This is a genomic window from Nostoc sp. DSM 114159 (genome assembly GCF_053470285.1).
This window is the reverse complement of the sequence record NZ_JBPFEH010000001.1, coordinates 1,519,031-1,534,803: the sequence shown is the minus strand read 5'-3', so window position 1 is coordinate 1,534,803 and position 15,773 is coordinate 1,519,031. Positions and strand designations below refer to the sequence as shown.

Genomic DNA, 15,773 nt, shown 5'->3' with positions numbered 1-15,773 from the left:
TAAACTGCATTCTGGTTCAGCAAAACTCGCAGTTTTTGTAATAAATTTTTCAAGTTATAGCAGTAAATTTTCGGAATTTTATTACTAGATATTGGTATTTATATAGATAATTGTCTAAGCTTCATCAAAACTTTAAGGGACACTGCTCCCACAAGTTCTGTAGCTGCTCCCGTAAGTTCTGTAGCTGCTCCCACAAGTTCTGTAGCTGCTCCCACAAGTTCTGTAGCTGCTCCCACAAGTTCTGTAGCTGCTCCCACAAGTTCTGTAGCTGCTCCCACAAGTTCTGTAGCTGCTCCCACAAGTTCTGTAGCTGCTCCCACAAGTTCTGTAGCTGCTCCCATAAGTTCTGTAGCTGCTCCCGTAAGTTGGGGAGTGGGTAGGCAAAAATCTTGTAAGCGATCGCTTTATTCTGTCAGAAAGACCGATATAGGCGATCGCAGTTTAGACAAATCCAATTACTACGCCATACCACACAAGCACGAAATTTAGATGCATTTGTCCTGAAACACAACTCAAAGACTTTCAGCTTGACAAAAATATAACTGTTAAAATCAGCATAATGGTGTCAAAATGCGAAACAATACACCCAATAGGAGAAAAATGCCAGCCATTGTTAAACTACAACTCTCCTTAGAAACTTTAGCAGAAGCAATATCTTCTCTTGATTTAACAGAAAAACGTCAACTTCAAGAGTTAATTGAGCAACAAATTTTTGAAGCCGAAGAAGCGTTGTACGAAGACGATGCAGAAACACTGGCAGAAATTGAAACAGTTCGCGCTGAGTATAGCGATGGTGAGTCTGTGACGATAGATGAATATCTTGCTAACCGCTCAGAGCAGAGATAATGAGTTATGCGATCGCTATTTCCAAGTCGGTACAAAAGCAGATTGATAACTTACCAAATGATATAGCTCTGCATGTTATTGAGAAAATCCAATATCTTGCTTTGGAACCACGTCCCGATGGAATTGTCAAGTTAAAAGGTTTTGATAACGAGTATCGTATTCGGATAGGTGATTATAGAGTTCGTTATGAAATTGATGATGAAAGTCAACTCATACAAATTTTGCAGTGCAAGCATCGGAAAGATGTTTATAGAAAAAATTATACCAATTTGAAAAAAAATGCAACAAATAGACCACTTGTAGAGACGCGATTCATCGCGTCTTTCTTTCCCCAAGGATGTGTTGCAATCATTAATTGAATTGGTATTAGTTTTGAGATGCTCAACGTCAACGCGATCGCCTAGTATTTTGTAGGAAAGACCAATATAGGCGATCGCTCATCGACAGTCTAGACAATTTCTGGTGATGATTTTATGACTAATTGCGATCGCTCACTCATCGACACCAGAGAGAGTTTGTAAATTCGATACATGCTTGATGGTTGAGTAGCTGTAAAAGGCGATCGCACTTCGCTTAAAACTATAGATCCTGCATCCCCTTATACCAATTGACCAAAATCAGGCTACAGATGCAAGTTAAATCTAACTCTCTTAAATTACGAATTAGGTTGCCGAGCGAAGCCGAGGTACGAATTACGAATTACAAATTATTTCCACCATCGCCCCACATCCACAATCGCACGAGCAATTTCTACCGTTGCTGCTTCGCCACCTAATGCAAAGATAACTGGAAACAATGCTTTGATATCTTGCAGCAAATCACGACGAGTGCGAAGGGATAGCTCATGAAGTGTATTTTGCCAAAGGGGGAAAAGTTCCGTAGATGGCATTTGTGACAAACTCTCAGCTAAGGCCCTCAAGGCATTAGCACGATAACGCTCATCCTGAATTGCCCTGGCAGCAGCAAGGGCTTCTGGCAATAACTCTGGCAGTTTGTCAGCTAAGGCACTCAAGGCATTGGCACGATAATCCTCATCCTGAATCGCCCTGGCAGCAGCAAGGGCTTCTGGCAATAACTCTGGTGGCAGTTTCTCAGCTAAGGCACTCAAGGCTTCGGCACGATAACGCTCATCCTGAATCGCCCTGGCAGCAGCAAGGGCTTCTGGCAATAACTCTGGTGGCAGTTTCTCAGCTAAGACACTCAAGGCATTGGCACGATAACGCTCAAACGGAATTGCCCTGGCAGCAGCAAGGGCTTCTGGCAATAACTCTGGCAGTTTCTCAGTTAAGACACTCAAGGCATTGGCACGATAATACTCAAACTGAATCGCCCTGACAGCAGCAAGGGCTTCTGGCAACAACTCTGGCAGTTTCTCAGCTAAGGCACTCAAGGCTTCGGCACGGTAATGTTCATCCTGAATTGCCCTGGCCGCAGCAAGGGCTTCTGGCAACAACTCTGGCAGTTTCTCAGCTAAGGCACTCAAGGCTTTGGCACGATTCGACTCAAACTGAATTGCCCTGGCAGCAGCAAGGGCTTCTGGCAACAACTCTGGCAGTTTCTCAGCTAAGGCACTCAAGGCTTTGGCACGATTCGACTCAAACTGAATTGCCCTGGCAGCAGCAAGGGCTTCTGGCAACAACTCTGGCAGTTTCTCAGCTAAGGCACTCAAGGCTTCGGCACGATAACGCTCATCCTGAATCGCCCTTGCCGCATCTAGGATTTGTGGCAAAAACTCTGGTGGCACTTTGTGGGCTAATGCTATCAGGAAATTAGCGTGAGCCGACTCAGACTGAATTGCCCTAGCGGCAGCGAGTGCTTTTGCCAACAAATCTGCTGGCAGTTTGTCAGCTAATGCAATCAGGGCTTCGACTTGATCGCTCTTATCCTGAATCAACCTTGCAGCCTCTAAGAGTTTTAGCAACAACTCTAGTGGTAGTTGATCGCTTAATGCAATCAGGACTTTGGTACGATAAAACTCATCCTGAATTGTCGTTGCTAGTTCTACTACTTGTGACAACAACTCTGGTGGTAGTTTGTCCGCTAATGATATCAGTAAATTAGCGTGACTGCTCTTAGACTGAATTGTCGTTGCTAGTTCTACTACTTGTGACAAAAACTCTGGTGGTAGTTTGTCCGCTAATGCTCTAAGGGCACAGGCACGATAAAACTCATTCTGAATCGTCCTTACCGCCTCTAGTAATTGTGACAACAACTCTGGTGGCAGTTTGGCGGCTAATCCACTTAGGGCATAAGCACAATAAAACTCATCCTGAATCGTCCTTGCCGCCTCTAGCAATTGTGACAACAACTCTAGTGGTAGTTTGTCGGCTAATGTTATCAGGACTTTAGCGCGATAAAACTCATCATCAATTGCCGTTGCTGCCTCTAGAACTTGTGGCAGCTGATCGCTTAATGTAGACAGAACTTCGTCGCCATCATACTCATCTTTAATTGCTCTGGCAGCAGTGAGTTTTTCTGGCAACAATTCTGGTATTTTCTCGACCAATACGCTCAGGACTTTGACGCGATAAAACTCATCCTGAATCGCCCTTGTCGCATCTAGAACCTGTGGCAATAACTCTGGTGGTAGTTTATTAGCTAATATCCCCAGGATTTCAGCGCGATATTCCTCATACCAAATAGCCCTTAATGCCTTTAGAGCTTGTGGTAAGACTGAGGGCAGTTTATCAGTTAATGTACTTAAGGCAAGGGCATAATACCTCTGATCCTCAATCGTCCTAGCTACCTCTAAGGCTTGTGGCAACAAATCTAATGGTAGTTTATCCGCTAATCCAAACAAGACTTCGGCGCGATATTTTTCAGATTGAATTGCCTTTGCTGCGGCAAGTGCTTGTGGCAACAAATCTAATGGTAGTTTATCCGCTAATCCAAACAAGACTTCGGCGCGATATTTTTCAGACTGAATTGCCTTTGCTGCGGCAAGTGCTTGTGGCAACAAATCTAATGGTACTTTGTCCGCTAATGTGCTTAGGGCATCGGCGCGATATTTCTCAGACTGAATCGTCTTGGCAACAGCAAGGACTTCTTGCAATAACTCTGGTGGCAGTTTCTCAGATAAGGCACTTAAGGTTTTGGCAAGAGAATCATCATCTTGAATCGCCCTGGCAGCAGCAAGGGCTTTTTGGAGTGCTAATTTTTGAAGATTTGGTGACAAATAATTGACTAGTTCTGCCAACGAATTGACTTTCTCTTGTGATTCTGGTTTTTGCAGGGCATAACCTAGTCCTTGTTCAGCAGTCCACACCTTTTTTTTGACCAACGCTACCAGTAGATTTGCTGCTAGATTAGCTGCCAAACTATTCATCGATGCAGTAATCAAAGCATAACGACACTGCAAGCTTATTGTCGATTCAGTCCGATTCGCTTCTGCTAATTTCCATGCACGAGAAATATCTGTGATGTAACCGCCAGTTTGTGCCAATTGTTCTCGCACTTCATACCAGCCATTGCTTCCAGTTGCAGACTCTTCCCGCAATAACTGGTGAATCTCTTCTAACTGTCCAGCCTTTTCCAAATGCCAAACTAAATGCTGATAAATGTAACCATCATCGAGTAAAGTATGCCATAAACCATTCTGGGTTTTCTGCCGATATTTCTCCAACAAACCAGCGTGAACATCAGCAAGGTTTAAACCCAACCCAGCCAAATCTCCTGGGCGCTTTGGCTGTGAGGGAGCAGTTAACAAATTACAAGCTAAATCGTGGAATAAGTCATGTAAGCGATAGGTAGGCATACCATCAGCAAGCGGTACTCCTGTTAATAGCAATGCTTTATTCCGTAAATATTGCAACATCTTGGCAGCATCACGCTTATCCATCTGCCACAGCGTTGCCGCCATCATCTTATTAATGTTGACATCCTCCGGCAATACCCCTAACCAAGAGAAATGCTGCTGCTTTTCTGGTGGCATTCTCTTGACACTCAAATTTAATGATGCCGTTAAACTCAGGCGTTTTAAACTAGCCTCATCAGTAATTTCTTCGGCTTCCGGTCGGTCAAAACTTGTTAATCTGGCTACTTCTTGCTGAATATCTGCCAACAGTTCATTCCAAGTCGTACCACAGGCAACTTCGGCGGCTGCAAGTTCCAATGCTAGGGGGAGATAACCAACACCTTTGGCTAAATTTTCTGCTGAGTGACGTTCTATGCCAGTAATCTCGCGTCTTAATTTCTTCGTCAGCAATTCCATTGCCTGGTCTGGTTTCATTATATCCAGGCTGTAGATGCTAGCTGCTAAGGCATCGGCAATGTGACCTTCACGAGTAGTTACTAAAACTTGACAACGGGCACCACCAAAATTAAATGCTCGTGCATCTTCGGTATTCCAAGCATCATCCACCACCAGCAACACAGCTTTGTCATAAAGCAGAGTCCGCAAATGCATAGAAGTTGCTTCTACACTTGTCGGTTTAAAGCTATAGTCTCCTAGTGCTTGCACCCAGCCACTAAGTAAAGCCAGCACATTGGGTTGTTGACCTAATGTTGCCCAAAGAATGCCATCACAAAAACGAGATTGTATTTCTGCATTATGGGCTAAAGCCGCCGCTAAAGTAGATTTGCCCACCGAACCCAAACCGTGAATTGCAGTAATTACTAAAGTGCGACTGTCAGCCGATGAATCATTTAAAAGACGAGTCTTTAAATCATCGCTATACTCTGGACGTTCTACAAAGTATGTGGGTAAAGGTGGCGCTTGAAATATACTTGTGTGACCTAACCCCCTAACCCCCTTCCCTACAAGGGAAGGGGGAACATTCAAAGCCTCTCGAAGAGTGGGGGAGAGGTTTGGAGAGGGGTTATTTAATTTCGATTTCTTTGGTCTACTACTTTCCCAAGCCTCATCAAACCGTTTTAAGTTCTTTCCCCTATCTCTTGACCATAGCTTGAGTGTAAAGTGCCATTCCTCAACACCCTGAGTTTGGAGACGGTTATCTTCCAGAATCTTCAAAAAATCCTTGAGCAAATTCAGCGCTTCTCGAATTTGCGCTTTAGTTAACTTGCCAGAATATTTATCTTTTTGCGTCAGCAACTCCAATGTGACTAAGGTAGTCTGCACAGTCAGCTTGGGGTTAGCACTGTCTGCTTCTTTCCAGTCGTACTCAATTTTAAAGTTAGCGTCTTCAAATTCTCCATCGGCAAAACAAAGCAACGCTTCTAAGAGACGCTTGACTCGCTTTTGAATTTGAGGCCCATAGGTAATTCGTGGCATTACATCCAAAAAATTGAGTAAGAAATTTGGGGCTACCCCAGATTGAAACTACCACCCCAAACTCATGTAATCCAGATTCTAAGGCATTTTCAGCAAGTTTAGGGTATTTGCATCAGGGCACAACCCCAAAGAGAACCTATATCTATCAACTCTTTGGGGCATAATCAAATGCAAGTCCGTCAAATTCTCGGTAAAACCATTGGTTTGTTGCTGGCAATGCAAGTATTCTTAATTGGTCTACAAGCTAAAAGCCGAATTGACCAAGGTAACTCATCCATTGAGGCGTTGATTTGGATGACTCAACAATATATTTCAGTGCTGGTTAAAATTCGCAGCTTGCAGGATAAAAGGGAGAAAAACGATTCTCCAAAGCTCAAAAGTAAAAGATGAAATGGTAGGTTGTGTTAAGCAGAGGCGATGCCGACGGCGGTAAACTACGCAGTTTATCAGAGATAGTAGCATATAGTGGAAGTGCGATCGCCATTCTCATAACTTCCAAACCAGAAAAACCCTATCCCATCAAAGTTACGCTTTGTCTCACATCTTCGCAAGCAAAGAAGGGGTGTACAATAGACCTCTTGCAAAAAGCACTTTTGCACTCTTGGGGGAAAAGGGTAAAGGTTAAAGGGGAAGGCGACTTTTGCAGTACCTTTTTCCCCTTCCCCCTTTCCCTTTTTCCGACTTATGCAATAAGTCTAATGTCTAAGTTAATTTTGATAGCTTGTAGTAAGCACTTTAGTGCTTAAAATAATCAGGACTAAAGTCCTTACTACAAACTTGCTTATCTATCAAATTCAACTTGACGTACTACTAGCAAACTAGCCAACAAATACTCAGTCTATGTATTTGGCTCTTAAGGCTTGGCTACACTAGTGACATCCTTGTTAAGAACCCCTAAAGCTGTTGACAATTTCGGTTTATTTGGTGCGGAAGCTTTCAGTCCTGCCTTAATCTCATCAGCTTTATCTTCAATTTCTTTGTAGGTAGTGGGAGATTTAGCTTTCACTCCATCCTCAACCTTTGACCAGAAATCTTCAAATTTATCAAATTCCCCTTTAGCTTTGGTAAAATCTCCCGCCTGAACTGCGGCCTTAGTATTGGTAACGACACCTTGTAGACCTTGAAATTCGCTTGTCGCAGCCGGAGTGGCTGCTGCATTAGGGGTGGTTGTCGCAGCCGGAGTGGCTACTGCATTAGGGGTAGTTGTCGCAGCCGGAGTGGCTGTTGTATCAGAGATAGAACTCCCAGCAGGTGGCGTTTGTGCAGTAGGTTCTTCAGCCTTATTGCATCCAACCAAAGTCATCATGCTGATTGCAGCAACTATTAGTACTGGATTAAAACGATTCATTCTAAACTCCTCATCAAAACTCGTTTGTGTAGACTAGTAGTTCGCCAAGTGAACTTGGCGGGGTAAAGGGCAAAGGGGAAAGGGGAAAGGTTTTAAATCCCTTACCCTTTCCCCAGCCCTCACAAGCGCATTTTTGGGTTGCCATACTACTAGTACCGCAAAGCGGAAATCAAGGCTTCTCTGCGAGAGGCTGCGCCAACGGCTTCGCTCAACCTTGACCCTGAGCGCAGTCGAAGGGTCAAAAGTCTTTCATTTTGGGCTTTCTAGCTGTAATGAAATATTAGGTTTTTTTCCGCCGACTGGTACTAGCGTTCATATTTTACGCTGACTATCAACAAAAATATTACCTAATATTTTTGTCATTCAAATATTAATGCTATCAAGGTAAAAAACTCGATTTTTCTCATTTCATTTGCATTTCAGGTGATATTGAGCCTACATTAGCGTATTGGGAAAAAGTTTCTACTACCGGAAAAAGACCATGAAACGTTCATTTCGTAAGTATCATCGCATCCTTGGCATTATCCTATCTGTGCCACTGATGTTAACCGTGCTGACTGGAATATTAACAACCTTTGTCCGCGAGTGGTCTATTGGTATAGGAGTTCCAGCTAGCTTCCTGTTAAGTATCCATACAGGCGAAATCTTTCATCTGCAAGGAATCTACCCAATTTTGAATGGATTAGGACTTCTGGGATTGTTGGTGACAGGATTAAATATGTCTGGTTTATTTGGTAAAAAAACTCGGCAAAACCCTAATAATTAAACTAAGAGTTCGTAATTCGTAATTCCCATTGTGTAAGGGTTTTAGACATTTCAAATGGGTAACTAATTTACGCCGAACTGTACTAGCGAGTAATTTCAAGACTCTATTTCAGCTAATTCTAACCAGCGTTCAGTCGCTACATCGATGGCGTGCTTGAGATTTTCCACCTGATTATAGAGTTTTTGCACTTCGCTATAATTCCCCGGTGAGACATTCGCCAGTCTTTTCTCGGTTTCTGCTTTCTGGTCCTCTAACTCGGCAATTTTAACTTCCAACTGCTCAAATTCTTTTTTCTCCCAATTCGATAATCTCCGCCGCTTGGTATTCTCTACCTGTTTGGGTGAAGCCGCACCATTTTGGATTTCGGCATTTTTGGGCTTCTCTTTAGTAGTAGCAGCTTGTTGCTGTGCTTCTTCAGCTTTCTTATAGTCCAGATAAATCGAGTAATTACCTGGATATTGCCGCAGATTACCGCCTTCTTCAAAGGAAAATACTGTGTCGATGGTGCGATCTAAAAAGTAGCGATCGTGAGAAACTACAATTACACACCCGACAAAATCTTCTAAATAATCCTCTAATACTGCCAAGGTCTGAACATCTAAATCATTTGTCGGTTCATCTAAAATTAAGACATTGGGCGCACTCATCAAAACCCGCAACAGAAATAAACGGCGTTTTTCCCCACCCGAAAGTTTACTAATTGGGGCATACTGCTGATTACCAGGAAACAAAAACCGCTCCAACATTTGGGAAGCGGTAATTTGAGTACCATCGGTAATTTTGACAAATTCTCCTTCTTCTTTGATGTAGTCAATCACGCGCTGATTTTCGTTTAAGGCTGTGAGCAATTCTTCCGAATGCTGGTCAAAATAACCGATGTGAACTGTAGTCCCAATTTCTGCAATGCCGGAATCTGGCTTAACCCGTCCGGTAATGATATCCATTAAAGTGGATTTACCAGCACCGTTAGCGCCAATAATGCCGATGCGGTCTTCTGGACTAAATTCGTAGGTGAAATTATTAATTAGGGTGCGTCCATTGTATGCCTTAGAAATGTTATCTAACTCAATAACCTTTTTCCCAATGCGACGACCAACTGTCGAAATATCAACTTTACCCTGAACTTGTTTAAATTCAGTATCCCGCAGAGCGTGAGCGCGGTCAATTCTCGCTTTTTGCTTGGTACTTCTAGCTTTTGGGCCTTTTTTGAGCCATTCCAACTCGCGGCGCAATAAGCCTTGATGTTTGCGTTGACTGCTGACAGCAGATTCTTCAGCTAAAGCTTTCTTTTCCAGGTAATATGAATAGTTACCTGAATAGGTGTAAATGTCGCCTCGGTCGATTTCAATAATCCGGTTGGTAACGCGATCTAGAAAATAGCGATCGTGGGTAATCAGAAACAATGCGCCGCGATAGCGATTTAAATAACTTTGTAACCATTCTACAGAAAGAGCATCAAGATGGTTTGTCGGTTCATCCATGAGCAAAGCATCTGGTTCTGATAGCAAAGCTGATGCTAAAGCAATGCGTTTGCGATAACCTCCAGATAAAGTACTTATCTTGGCATCAAAGTCAGAAATTCCTAATTTTGTCAGAATGATTTTGGCATTAGTTTCTAATTCCCAAGCACCAGTCGTATCCATCTGTTGCATGACCACAGAAAGGCGAGACATCAGTTGACTATCATCTGGATAGTGAACCAATTTATCAGAAAGTTCTTCATACTCGCGTACTAAAGCCATGTGTTCGCCACTGTCGGCAAAAACTTGCTCTAAAACTGTGTGATTTTCATCTAAATCTGGCTGCTGGGGTAAGTAGATAATTTTAGAACCGGAGTTAATTAAAATTTGACCGCTATCAATGGATTCTAACCCAGCGATCATTTTTAATAGAGTTGATTTACCTGAACCGTTAGTACCAATTAATCCAACTTTATCGGTAGCATCAAGGCTAAAGCTAGCATCTTTTAAAATTTCCTTGATTCCAAAGTCTTTTTTTACTGATTGTAGTGTAATAATACTCATAAGATTGAAGTCATTAATTATTTTTCATTAGTGAGTAGGTAAGGTATTTGCCTTACCTACATTCGCAAAACTCTATACAAATAAGTCCAAGGGAAGGTGTCCATACATTTCGTTGATTCCATCTTCGTCATAAGACTGGCAAGATACTAATACACCACGATGATGTCCATCATAGGAATCAAGATAACACAAGCCGTTTTTGCCATTTAATTTGATATAAACTGGCCCTTCGGGTGTAAGTAAATTGTTTGGTGGTTCGTAACCCAAAGCCAGAGAATAGGTTTTCATTGCCAATATTCCTTCTTCTGCGGTATCAGCACAAATTCCCAAAATTTGGTAATCAGTAAGCTTGGTGAGCAAAATTAAGGCATTACGAATTACTATTTTTTCTGATGAGTTGAGGATAGGGGCAATGTCTAGACAGTTGAATTTGTTCAGGAATTTTTTCGCTTCTTCGGCAGTGAGATTTTGAGGATTGGAGGTTGACATAAACTTCGACTATTTTCTGGTTAGTTTTTCTGTGGTGTTTGAGTTGGGACTAGTACCGCAAGGCAAAAGTCAAAAGTCATACCATTTTGGATTTTAGATTTTAGACTTCGGCTCCTTTCGACTTCGCTCAAGGCAAGTCGCTCAGTCGAACGATTTTGGATTGTGAAACATCTATTGGATAAATGTTTCAGTTTTCCATCTGTCGCAATCATTTTTCAAATTGGTATCACTCATGCTTAAATTTTGTGCTTTCTGGCTGTAATGAAATGGAACGTTTCCACTGACCTGTACTAACCCAACTTATACCATTCTGGATTTTAGGTTTTTAATTGGAAATAGTCCAATGTATTGTAGAATTTGTCTGAGGTCAGAGCAAATTCCATAATTTTAGACCTTGCGATCTCATGCCCACTTCCCTTTTATGGTTGATTTTGGACATTCCCAAGGTTGAATATAAAGGGTACGCCATTTTTTGAGTCATTACCCATAACCAAGACTTTCGGCATCTGAGCGCCACCCGTCTTCCAAGCTTCAATGGCTTCTTTTTGCAGAACCAACTGCCCTCCTTGAGCTTTGAGTGTCTCTGCTAAGAGTCTTTGAGCTTCTGCCCTACCTTTGGCACGATTAATGTCTGCTTGCGCTTCTTGTTCGGCTTCTCGTGCTACATAAACGGCTCTTTGCGCCCGTTGTTCAGCAATTTGTTTTTCTTCGACTGCTCTGGCAAATTCTGGTGAGAATGCTAAATCAACTACGCTAGTGTCTAATACAATTATCCCATATTTGTCTAAGCGATCGCCTAAGGCATTATCGAAGTCTTCTTTTAACTCACTTCGTTTGGTAATCGCTTCTTCTACTGTTCTTCTAGCTGCGGCAATTTTAAATGCTTCTTGTGTCTGAGGGGCAATGATTTTTGAGACAATATTCTCTAATGTTCCTTGTTTTCTTCTAACTTCAACTACCTGTATCGGATCGAGGCGAAAGTTAATTGCAAATCTTGCAGATAAATTTTGCAAATCTTTAGTAGAACTCTCTGCTGGCACTTCAAACTTTTGCACCGTCAAATCATACACATCTATTACGGAAATAAAAGGTGGTTTTAGGTGAATACCTTCTAATAAAGCGCCATCTCTGGCTTTACCCAAGATGCTGATTACTCCTGCTTGTCCTGGGTTAATAATAATAAAGGAATTTAGCCCAATAATCACCAGTGTTGCTAACACAATTCCCAAAACTGTGGTTTGCCAATTTCCCAATTGCTGATTTTTCAAATTCCTTTCTCCAATATTTAGTTAGTCATTTGTCATTTGTCATTTGTCATTGGTCATTTGTCATTGGTCATTTGTCATTGGTTATTAATTCTTCTCCCTCACTCCCCCATCTCCCCCATCTCCCCCGGTTACTGAGCGTCTTGTCTTGAGTTTCGACTGCGCTCAACTACCGCGAAGTCGAAAGGAGTCGAAGTATGCTCCCCTGCTCCCTAGTCCTTGAATAAACTCAGTTACTAGTTTCTCATTAGTCTGTCTGAATCAATTTTCAGACTCAGGACTTAGGACTCAAGACTTTGTTCCGTGGTAATATCAGTCACACGAAACCGCAAAAAACCGTGGCTACTGTATTAAAATCTCATCGGGTATCAAGAAGGCGTAAACATTCAACGTATCCTCTCCTGCGTTTGTTGGAGTATGGACACGAGTATCGCAAACAAATTTGGCTGGCGACTATTTATTCTATCCTCAATAAATTTTTCGATTTGGCACCACCTGGCTTAATTGGTGTGGCGGTGGATGTGGTAGTTAAGCAACAGGATTCCATAATTGCACAGTTAGGGGTGCGGGATGTCTTTGGACAATTTTTGATTATTTCCTTCCTGACTGTGGTCATTTGGATACTAGAATCGGTTTTTGAGTACGCATACGCTCGACTTTGGCGAAATTTGGCTCAGAATATTCAGCATGACTTGCGTTTGGATGCATACAAACATTTGCAAGAGTTGGAATTGGCTTATTTTGAAGAACGCAGCACTGGCGGTTTAATGTCTATCCTCAGTGATGATATTAACCAATTAGAGCGGTTTTTGGATGGAGGAGCGAATGATATTATCCAAGTTTCTGCAACGGTTCTAATTATTGGCGCTGCTTTCTTTATTCTGGCTCCTAGTGTAGCGTGGATGGCCTTGTCACCGATGCCATTTATTCTCTGGGGTTCTTTTGCTTATCAACGACTACTTGCGCCTCGCTATGCTGATGTCCGCGAAAAGGTAGGTTTTCTCAATTCGCGGTTGTCAAACAATATCAGCGGAATTACTACTATTAAAAGTTTCACATCTGAAGCTTATGAAGCTTATCGTTTGGAATTAGATAGTGACGCTTATCGTCGTAGTAATAGGAGAGCAATTACTCTTTCTGCTGCTTTTGTGCCGTTAATTCGGATGCTAATTTTGGTGGGTTTCACAGCATTACTTTTATATGGCGGAATGGCAGCGGTTACTGGAGCTATGTCTGTAGGTACTTACAGCGTATTAGTGTTTTTAATCCAGCGATTGCTGTGGCCTTTAACTAGATTAGGCGAAACATTTGACCAATATCAAAGGGCAATGGCTTCTACTAATCGAGTTATGAATTTATTGGATACTCCTATTGCCATTCATACAGGTAATGTATCTTTACCTGTAAATGAAGTGCGCGGAGAAGTGCAATTTAAAAATGTTTATTTTGCCTATAAAGATAGATTCCCAGTAATTAAAAATCTGTCTTTAAACGTTCCGGCGGGGAAAACCATTGCGATTGTCGGTTCTACTGGTTCTGGTAAAAGCACTTTAGTCAAACTCTTGTTGCGGTTATATGAAGTGCAAGCTGGAAGCATTACTCTCGATGGCATTGATTTGCAAAATTTGAATTTGCAAGATTTACGTCGCTGCATTGGTTTGGTGAGTCAAGATGTGTTTCTATTTCATGGCACTGTAGCGGAGAATATTGCTTATGGTAGTTTTGAGACTAGAGAGCAAGAGATTATCACGGCGGCAAAGATAGCCGAGGCGCACGACTTTATTGTTGAATTGCCCCAAGGTTATGAGACAATTGTGGGGGAAAGAGGACAAAAGTTATCTGGTGGACAAAGACAACGGATTGCGATCGCCCGTGCAGTTCTCAAAAATCCGCCAATTCTGATTTTAGATGAAGCGACCTCGGCGGTGGATAATGAGACAGAAGCAGCAATCCAGCGATCGCTAGAACGGATTACAGTAGATAGAACTACAATTGCGATCGCTCATCGTCTTTCCACTATTCGCAATGCTGATTGCATTTATGTCATGGAACATGGGAAATTAGTAGAGTCGGGAACCCATGAGCAATTGCTAGAGAAAGACGGTATTTATTCCGGCCTCTGGCGCGTACAGTCGGGTTTGAAATAAGTTGCGCCTATTGTCTGTGTCTTCATTACGAATTATTTATGTTTTTTGGTAATAGTCAACCAGAATCAGGTGATAACAAGTGGCGTCGCCAGTTGGATAAGTTTGTCAAAGCAAATCAGCAAGAATTGGCGGCGCTGTTTTGGGGATTGTGGTTAGCAAATGGTGACAGTCAGGGTACTGTTGGTATTGATTTGCAGCCAACGCCGCATTTTGTTTATTGTCCGAAAGAGCAGATAGAGAATTTAAATAATAAGGTTGAGAATCGGCTTCAGGAAATTTTGGGAATTGTCGAGAATCACAAGCCGGAAGTAGAAGTTGTGATGATTGGGATTGGGAAGGGGGAAATTAAGTTAATTCAGTTTGCACCAGAACCAGCGCCGCCGATTTGTTTTGAGCAAGCTGGGAAGGATGTGGATGAGTTATTGGATGTGCTGGAAGAGAGGATGAGGGAGGAGATTGTTTTTTAACGCAGAACATCACGATTCAAATATTTGTCTCACTTCCTCTAGAGTTTCAGCTATGAGAATAGAACGTTGAATTGCCTTGAGTTCTTCGATATCAGATTTTTGAGAAATTTTTGGCATAAAATTCAATCCTTCATTGCCGAATTTTACTTCTAAGGTTAATTCGATGCTCGATAGCCTATCTTCTCGTTGTGCACCCTGGAATATTTCTTCATACCAGGGCGAAGAACGTAATACTGTCATATCCCACCTCATAATTTGTTGGACTAAAGCACTATCTAATACAAACGTAGCAAAAAATGCTAAGACCGTTTCAAGTTGATTTAATTGTTCATCTGTTTGCAGTAAATGCAATGCTTCTCGGATTGCAGACTCGTTTCCACCACCTTTAAGAATTGGAACAAACGGAAGTAACGAAGGTAAAGGTTGTTCAAAGGCGATGCTAACATCTACTTCCCAGAGATTAATAACGCGGTAATCTTGGCGTACTTGTAACCCAGCAATATTAGACTCGTATTGTGTGGGTATTTCTACATCACTCGTTTTGAGGATATTGATGAGTACGGGATAAGTTGGTAATTTATATTTTTCTTCTGCCAACCCTGCGTATGCACGCATCCGTCTTGGCATTTCGGGTTTATAGCGCAATTGCAATTCATTGAGAACGAGAAATTTTCCATACTCTTGACTTTCGACGCGGATAAGTACATCACTTTCTCTACTAATCCACTGAAATTCAGAATTGAGGATTTCCCCAGCAACGACATCAGGAATTTGTGTCACCCATTTTACCCAATTGTTGGGTGCGAGGCTAATTAAGCGTTTGGTGCTGACATCAGCAGGTTTTGACATGGAAATAACGGATGCACTCAAGAACTGCAACTCATGATACTTGATGTAGTTTAGTAATATTTGGTAGATCGCTTCTCGGTTTACAATCTAAATAACAGCGATGTCTTTGACGGGCTACGCCTACGCCCTCATAACACCATCATTCCACCTCAAAACAAGAATATTCTCGTTTGGAACAAGAACGTTCTCACTTCAAACAGAAATGTTCTCGTTCGGAACAAGAACATTCTCACTTCAAGCAGAAACGTTCTCGTTCGGAACAAGAACATTCTCACTTCAAACAAGAACGTTCTCGTTTAGAACAAAAACATTCTCATTTGAAACAGAAATGTTCTCACTAAA

Annotated in this window: 14 protein-coding genes; 7 read left to right on the top strand and 7 right to left on the bottom strand. The window is 42.1% G+C overall.

Annotated elements, in window-relative coordinates:
- Window positions 1-98: 98 nt before the first annotated feature.
- Entirely contained in the window at window positions 99-341 is a 243-nt protein-coding gene (locus ACR5KR_RS06115; protein ID WP_448265836.1) for a hypothetical protein, read from the bottom strand.
- Between the two features lie 259 nt (window positions 342-600).
- On the opposite strand from ACR5KR_RS06115, the gene ACR5KR_RS06110 reads away from it, so the two are divergent.
- Both ACR5KR_RS06110 and ACR5KR_RS06105 read left to right on the top strand, forming a co-directional pair.
- Window positions 601-846 carry a hypothetical protein gene (locus ACR5KR_RS06110; RefSeq protein ID WP_448265835.1) on the top strand — a complete coding sequence of 82 codons (246 nt, stop codon included), beginning with the start codon at window positions 601-603 and terminating at the stop codon, window positions 844-846.
- Window positions 846-1,205 carry a type II toxin-antitoxin system RelE family toxin gene (locus ACR5KR_RS06105; RefSeq protein WP_448265834.1) on the top strand — a complete coding sequence of 120 codons (360 nt, stop codon included), beginning with the start codon at window positions 846-848 and terminating at the stop codon, window positions 1,203-1,205. Before ACR5KR_RS06110 ends, ACR5KR_RS06105 begins: the two co-directional genes overlap by 1 nt.
- Before the next feature lie 347 nt (window positions 1,206-1,552).
- Here ACR5KR_RS06105 and ACR5KR_RS06100 read toward each other — a convergent pair whose 3' ends face one another.
- Complete coding sequence (locus ACR5KR_RS06100; protein WP_448265833.1) at window positions 1,553-6,076, bottom strand: NB-ARC domain-containing protein; 4,524 nt, start codon at window positions 6,074-6,076, stop codon at window positions 1,553-1,555.
- A 168-nt stretch (window positions 6,077-6,244) separates the two neighbouring features.
- Here ACR5KR_RS06100 and ACR5KR_RS06095 point away from each other — a divergent pair, with 168 nt between their 5' ends.
- Window positions 6,245-6,466 carry a hypothetical protein gene (locus ACR5KR_RS06095; RefSeq protein ID WP_445627321.1) on the top strand — a complete coding sequence of 74 codons (222 nt, stop codon included), beginning with the start codon at window positions 6,245-6,247 and terminating at the stop codon, window positions 6,464-6,466.
- Window positions 6,467-6,929: 463 nt separating this feature from the next.
- On the opposite strand, the gene ACR5KR_RS06090 is transcribed toward ACR5KR_RS06095, so the two are convergent.
- On the bottom strand, window positions 6,930-7,424 hold the full coding sequence (locus ACR5KR_RS06090) for a DUF4363 domain-containing protein (RefSeq protein WP_445627322.1): 495 nt from the start codon (window positions 7,422-7,424) through the stop codon (window positions 6,930-6,932).
- 481 nt (window positions 7,425-7,905) lie between these two features.
- On the opposite strand from ACR5KR_RS06090, the gene ACR5KR_RS06085 reads away from it, so the two are divergent.
- Complete coding sequence (locus ACR5KR_RS06085; protein ID WP_174708855.1) at window positions 7,906-8,190, top strand: peptidase; 285 nt, start codon at window positions 7,906-7,908, stop codon at window positions 8,188-8,190.
- Between the two features lie 95 nt (window positions 8,191-8,285).
- Here ACR5KR_RS06085 and ACR5KR_RS06080 read toward each other — a convergent pair whose 3' ends face one another.
- The 3 genes from ACR5KR_RS06080 to ACR5KR_RS06070 all read right to left on the bottom strand — a co-directional run bounded on the left by ACR5KR_RS06080 (window position 8,286) and on the right by ACR5KR_RS06070 (window position 11,971).
- Window positions 8,286-10,214 (bottom strand): ABC-F family ATP-binding cassette domain-containing protein, encoded by a 1,929-nt coding sequence (locus ACR5KR_RS06080; protein ID WP_448265832.1) that lies wholly within the window; start codon window positions 10,212-10,214, stop codon window positions 8,286-8,288.
- Window positions 10,215-10,286: 72 nt separating this feature from the next.
- Complete coding sequence (locus tag ACR5KR_RS06075) at window positions 10,287-10,703, bottom strand: DUF1824 family protein (protein WP_445627324.1); 417 nt, start codon at window positions 10,701-10,703, stop codon at window positions 10,287-10,289.
- A gap of 419 nt (window positions 10,704-11,122) precedes the next feature.
- Window positions 11,123-11,971, bottom strand: a complete 849-nt coding sequence (locus ACR5KR_RS06070) for a prohibitin family protein (RefSeq protein ID WP_448265831.1) — start codon at window positions 11,969-11,971, stop codon at window positions 11,123-11,125.
- Window positions 11,972-12,306: 335 nt separating this feature from the next.
- On the opposite strand from ACR5KR_RS06070, the gene ACR5KR_RS06065 reads away from it, so the two are divergent.
- On the top strand, window positions 12,307-14,115 hold the full coding sequence (locus tag ACR5KR_RS06065; protein ID WP_448265830.1) for an ABC transporter ATP-binding protein: 1,809 nt from the start codon (window positions 12,307-12,309) through the stop codon (window positions 14,113-14,115).
- 38 nt (window positions 14,116-14,153) lie between these two features.
- Window positions 14,154-14,582, top strand: coding sequence for a beta-carboxysome assembly chaperone CcmS (gene ccmS / locus ACR5KR_RS06060; protein ID WP_448265829.1), 429 nt, complete (start codon window positions 14,154-14,156; stop codon window positions 14,580-14,582).
- Between the two features lie 9 nt (window positions 14,583-14,591).
- Here the strand turns inward: ccmS and ACR5KR_RS06055 are convergent, their stop codons facing one another.
- Complete coding sequence (locus ACR5KR_RS06055) at window positions 14,592-15,431, bottom strand: Rpn family recombination-promoting nuclease/putative transposase (protein ID WP_448270102.1); 840 nt, start codon at window positions 15,429-15,431, stop codon at window positions 14,592-14,594.
- 170 nt (window positions 15,432-15,601) lie between these two features.
- On the opposite strand from ACR5KR_RS06055, the gene ACR5KR_RS06050 reads away from it, so the two are divergent.
- Entirely contained in the window at window positions 15,602-15,772 is a 171-nt protein-coding gene (locus ACR5KR_RS06050; RefSeq protein ID WP_448265828.1) for a hypothetical protein, read from the top strand.
- Window position 15,773 lies beyond the last annotated feature (1 nt).

Coding starts and splice junctions, on each gene's coding strand:
- ACR5KR_RS06115 (WP_448265836.1), bottom strand. CDS start 341: ATGGGAGCAGCTACAGAACTTGTGGGAGCAGCTACAGAACTTGTGGGA.
- ACR5KR_RS06110 (WP_448265835.1), top strand. CDS start 601: ATGCCAGCCATTGTTAAACTACAACTCTCCTTAGAAACTTTAGCAGAA.
- ACR5KR_RS06105 (WP_448265834.1), top strand. CDS start 846: ATGAGTTATGCGATCGCTATTTCCAAGTCGGTACAAAAGCAGATTGAT.
- ACR5KR_RS06100 (WP_448265833.1), bottom strand. CDS start 6,076: ATGCCACGAATTACCTATGGGCCTCAAATTCAAAAGCGAGTCAAGCGT.
- ACR5KR_RS06095 (WP_445627321.1), top strand. CDS start 6,245: ATGCAAGTCCGTCAAATTCTCGGTAAAACCATTGGTTTGTTGCTGGCA.
- ACR5KR_RS06090 (WP_445627322.1), bottom strand. CDS start 7,424: ATGAATCGTTTTAATCCAGTACTAATAGTTGCTGCAATCAGCATGATG.
- ACR5KR_RS06085 (WP_174708855.1), top strand. CDS start 7,906: ATGAAACGTTCATTTCGTAAGTATCATCGCATCCTTGGCATTATCCTA.
- ACR5KR_RS06080 (WP_448265832.1), bottom strand. CDS start 10,214: ATGAGTATTATTACACTACAATCAGTAAAAAAAGACTTTGGAATCAAG.
- ACR5KR_RS06075 (WP_445627324.1), bottom strand. CDS start 10,703: ATGTCAACCTCCAATCCTCAAAATCTCACTGCCGAAGAAGCGAAAAAA.
- ccmS (WP_448265829.1), top strand. CDS start 14,154: ATGTTTTTTGGTAATAGTCAACCAGAATCAGGTGATAACAAGTGGCGT.
- ACR5KR_RS06055 (WP_448270102.1), bottom strand. CDS start 15,431: ATGTCAAAACCTGCTGATGTCAGCACCAAACGCTTAATTAGCCTCGCA.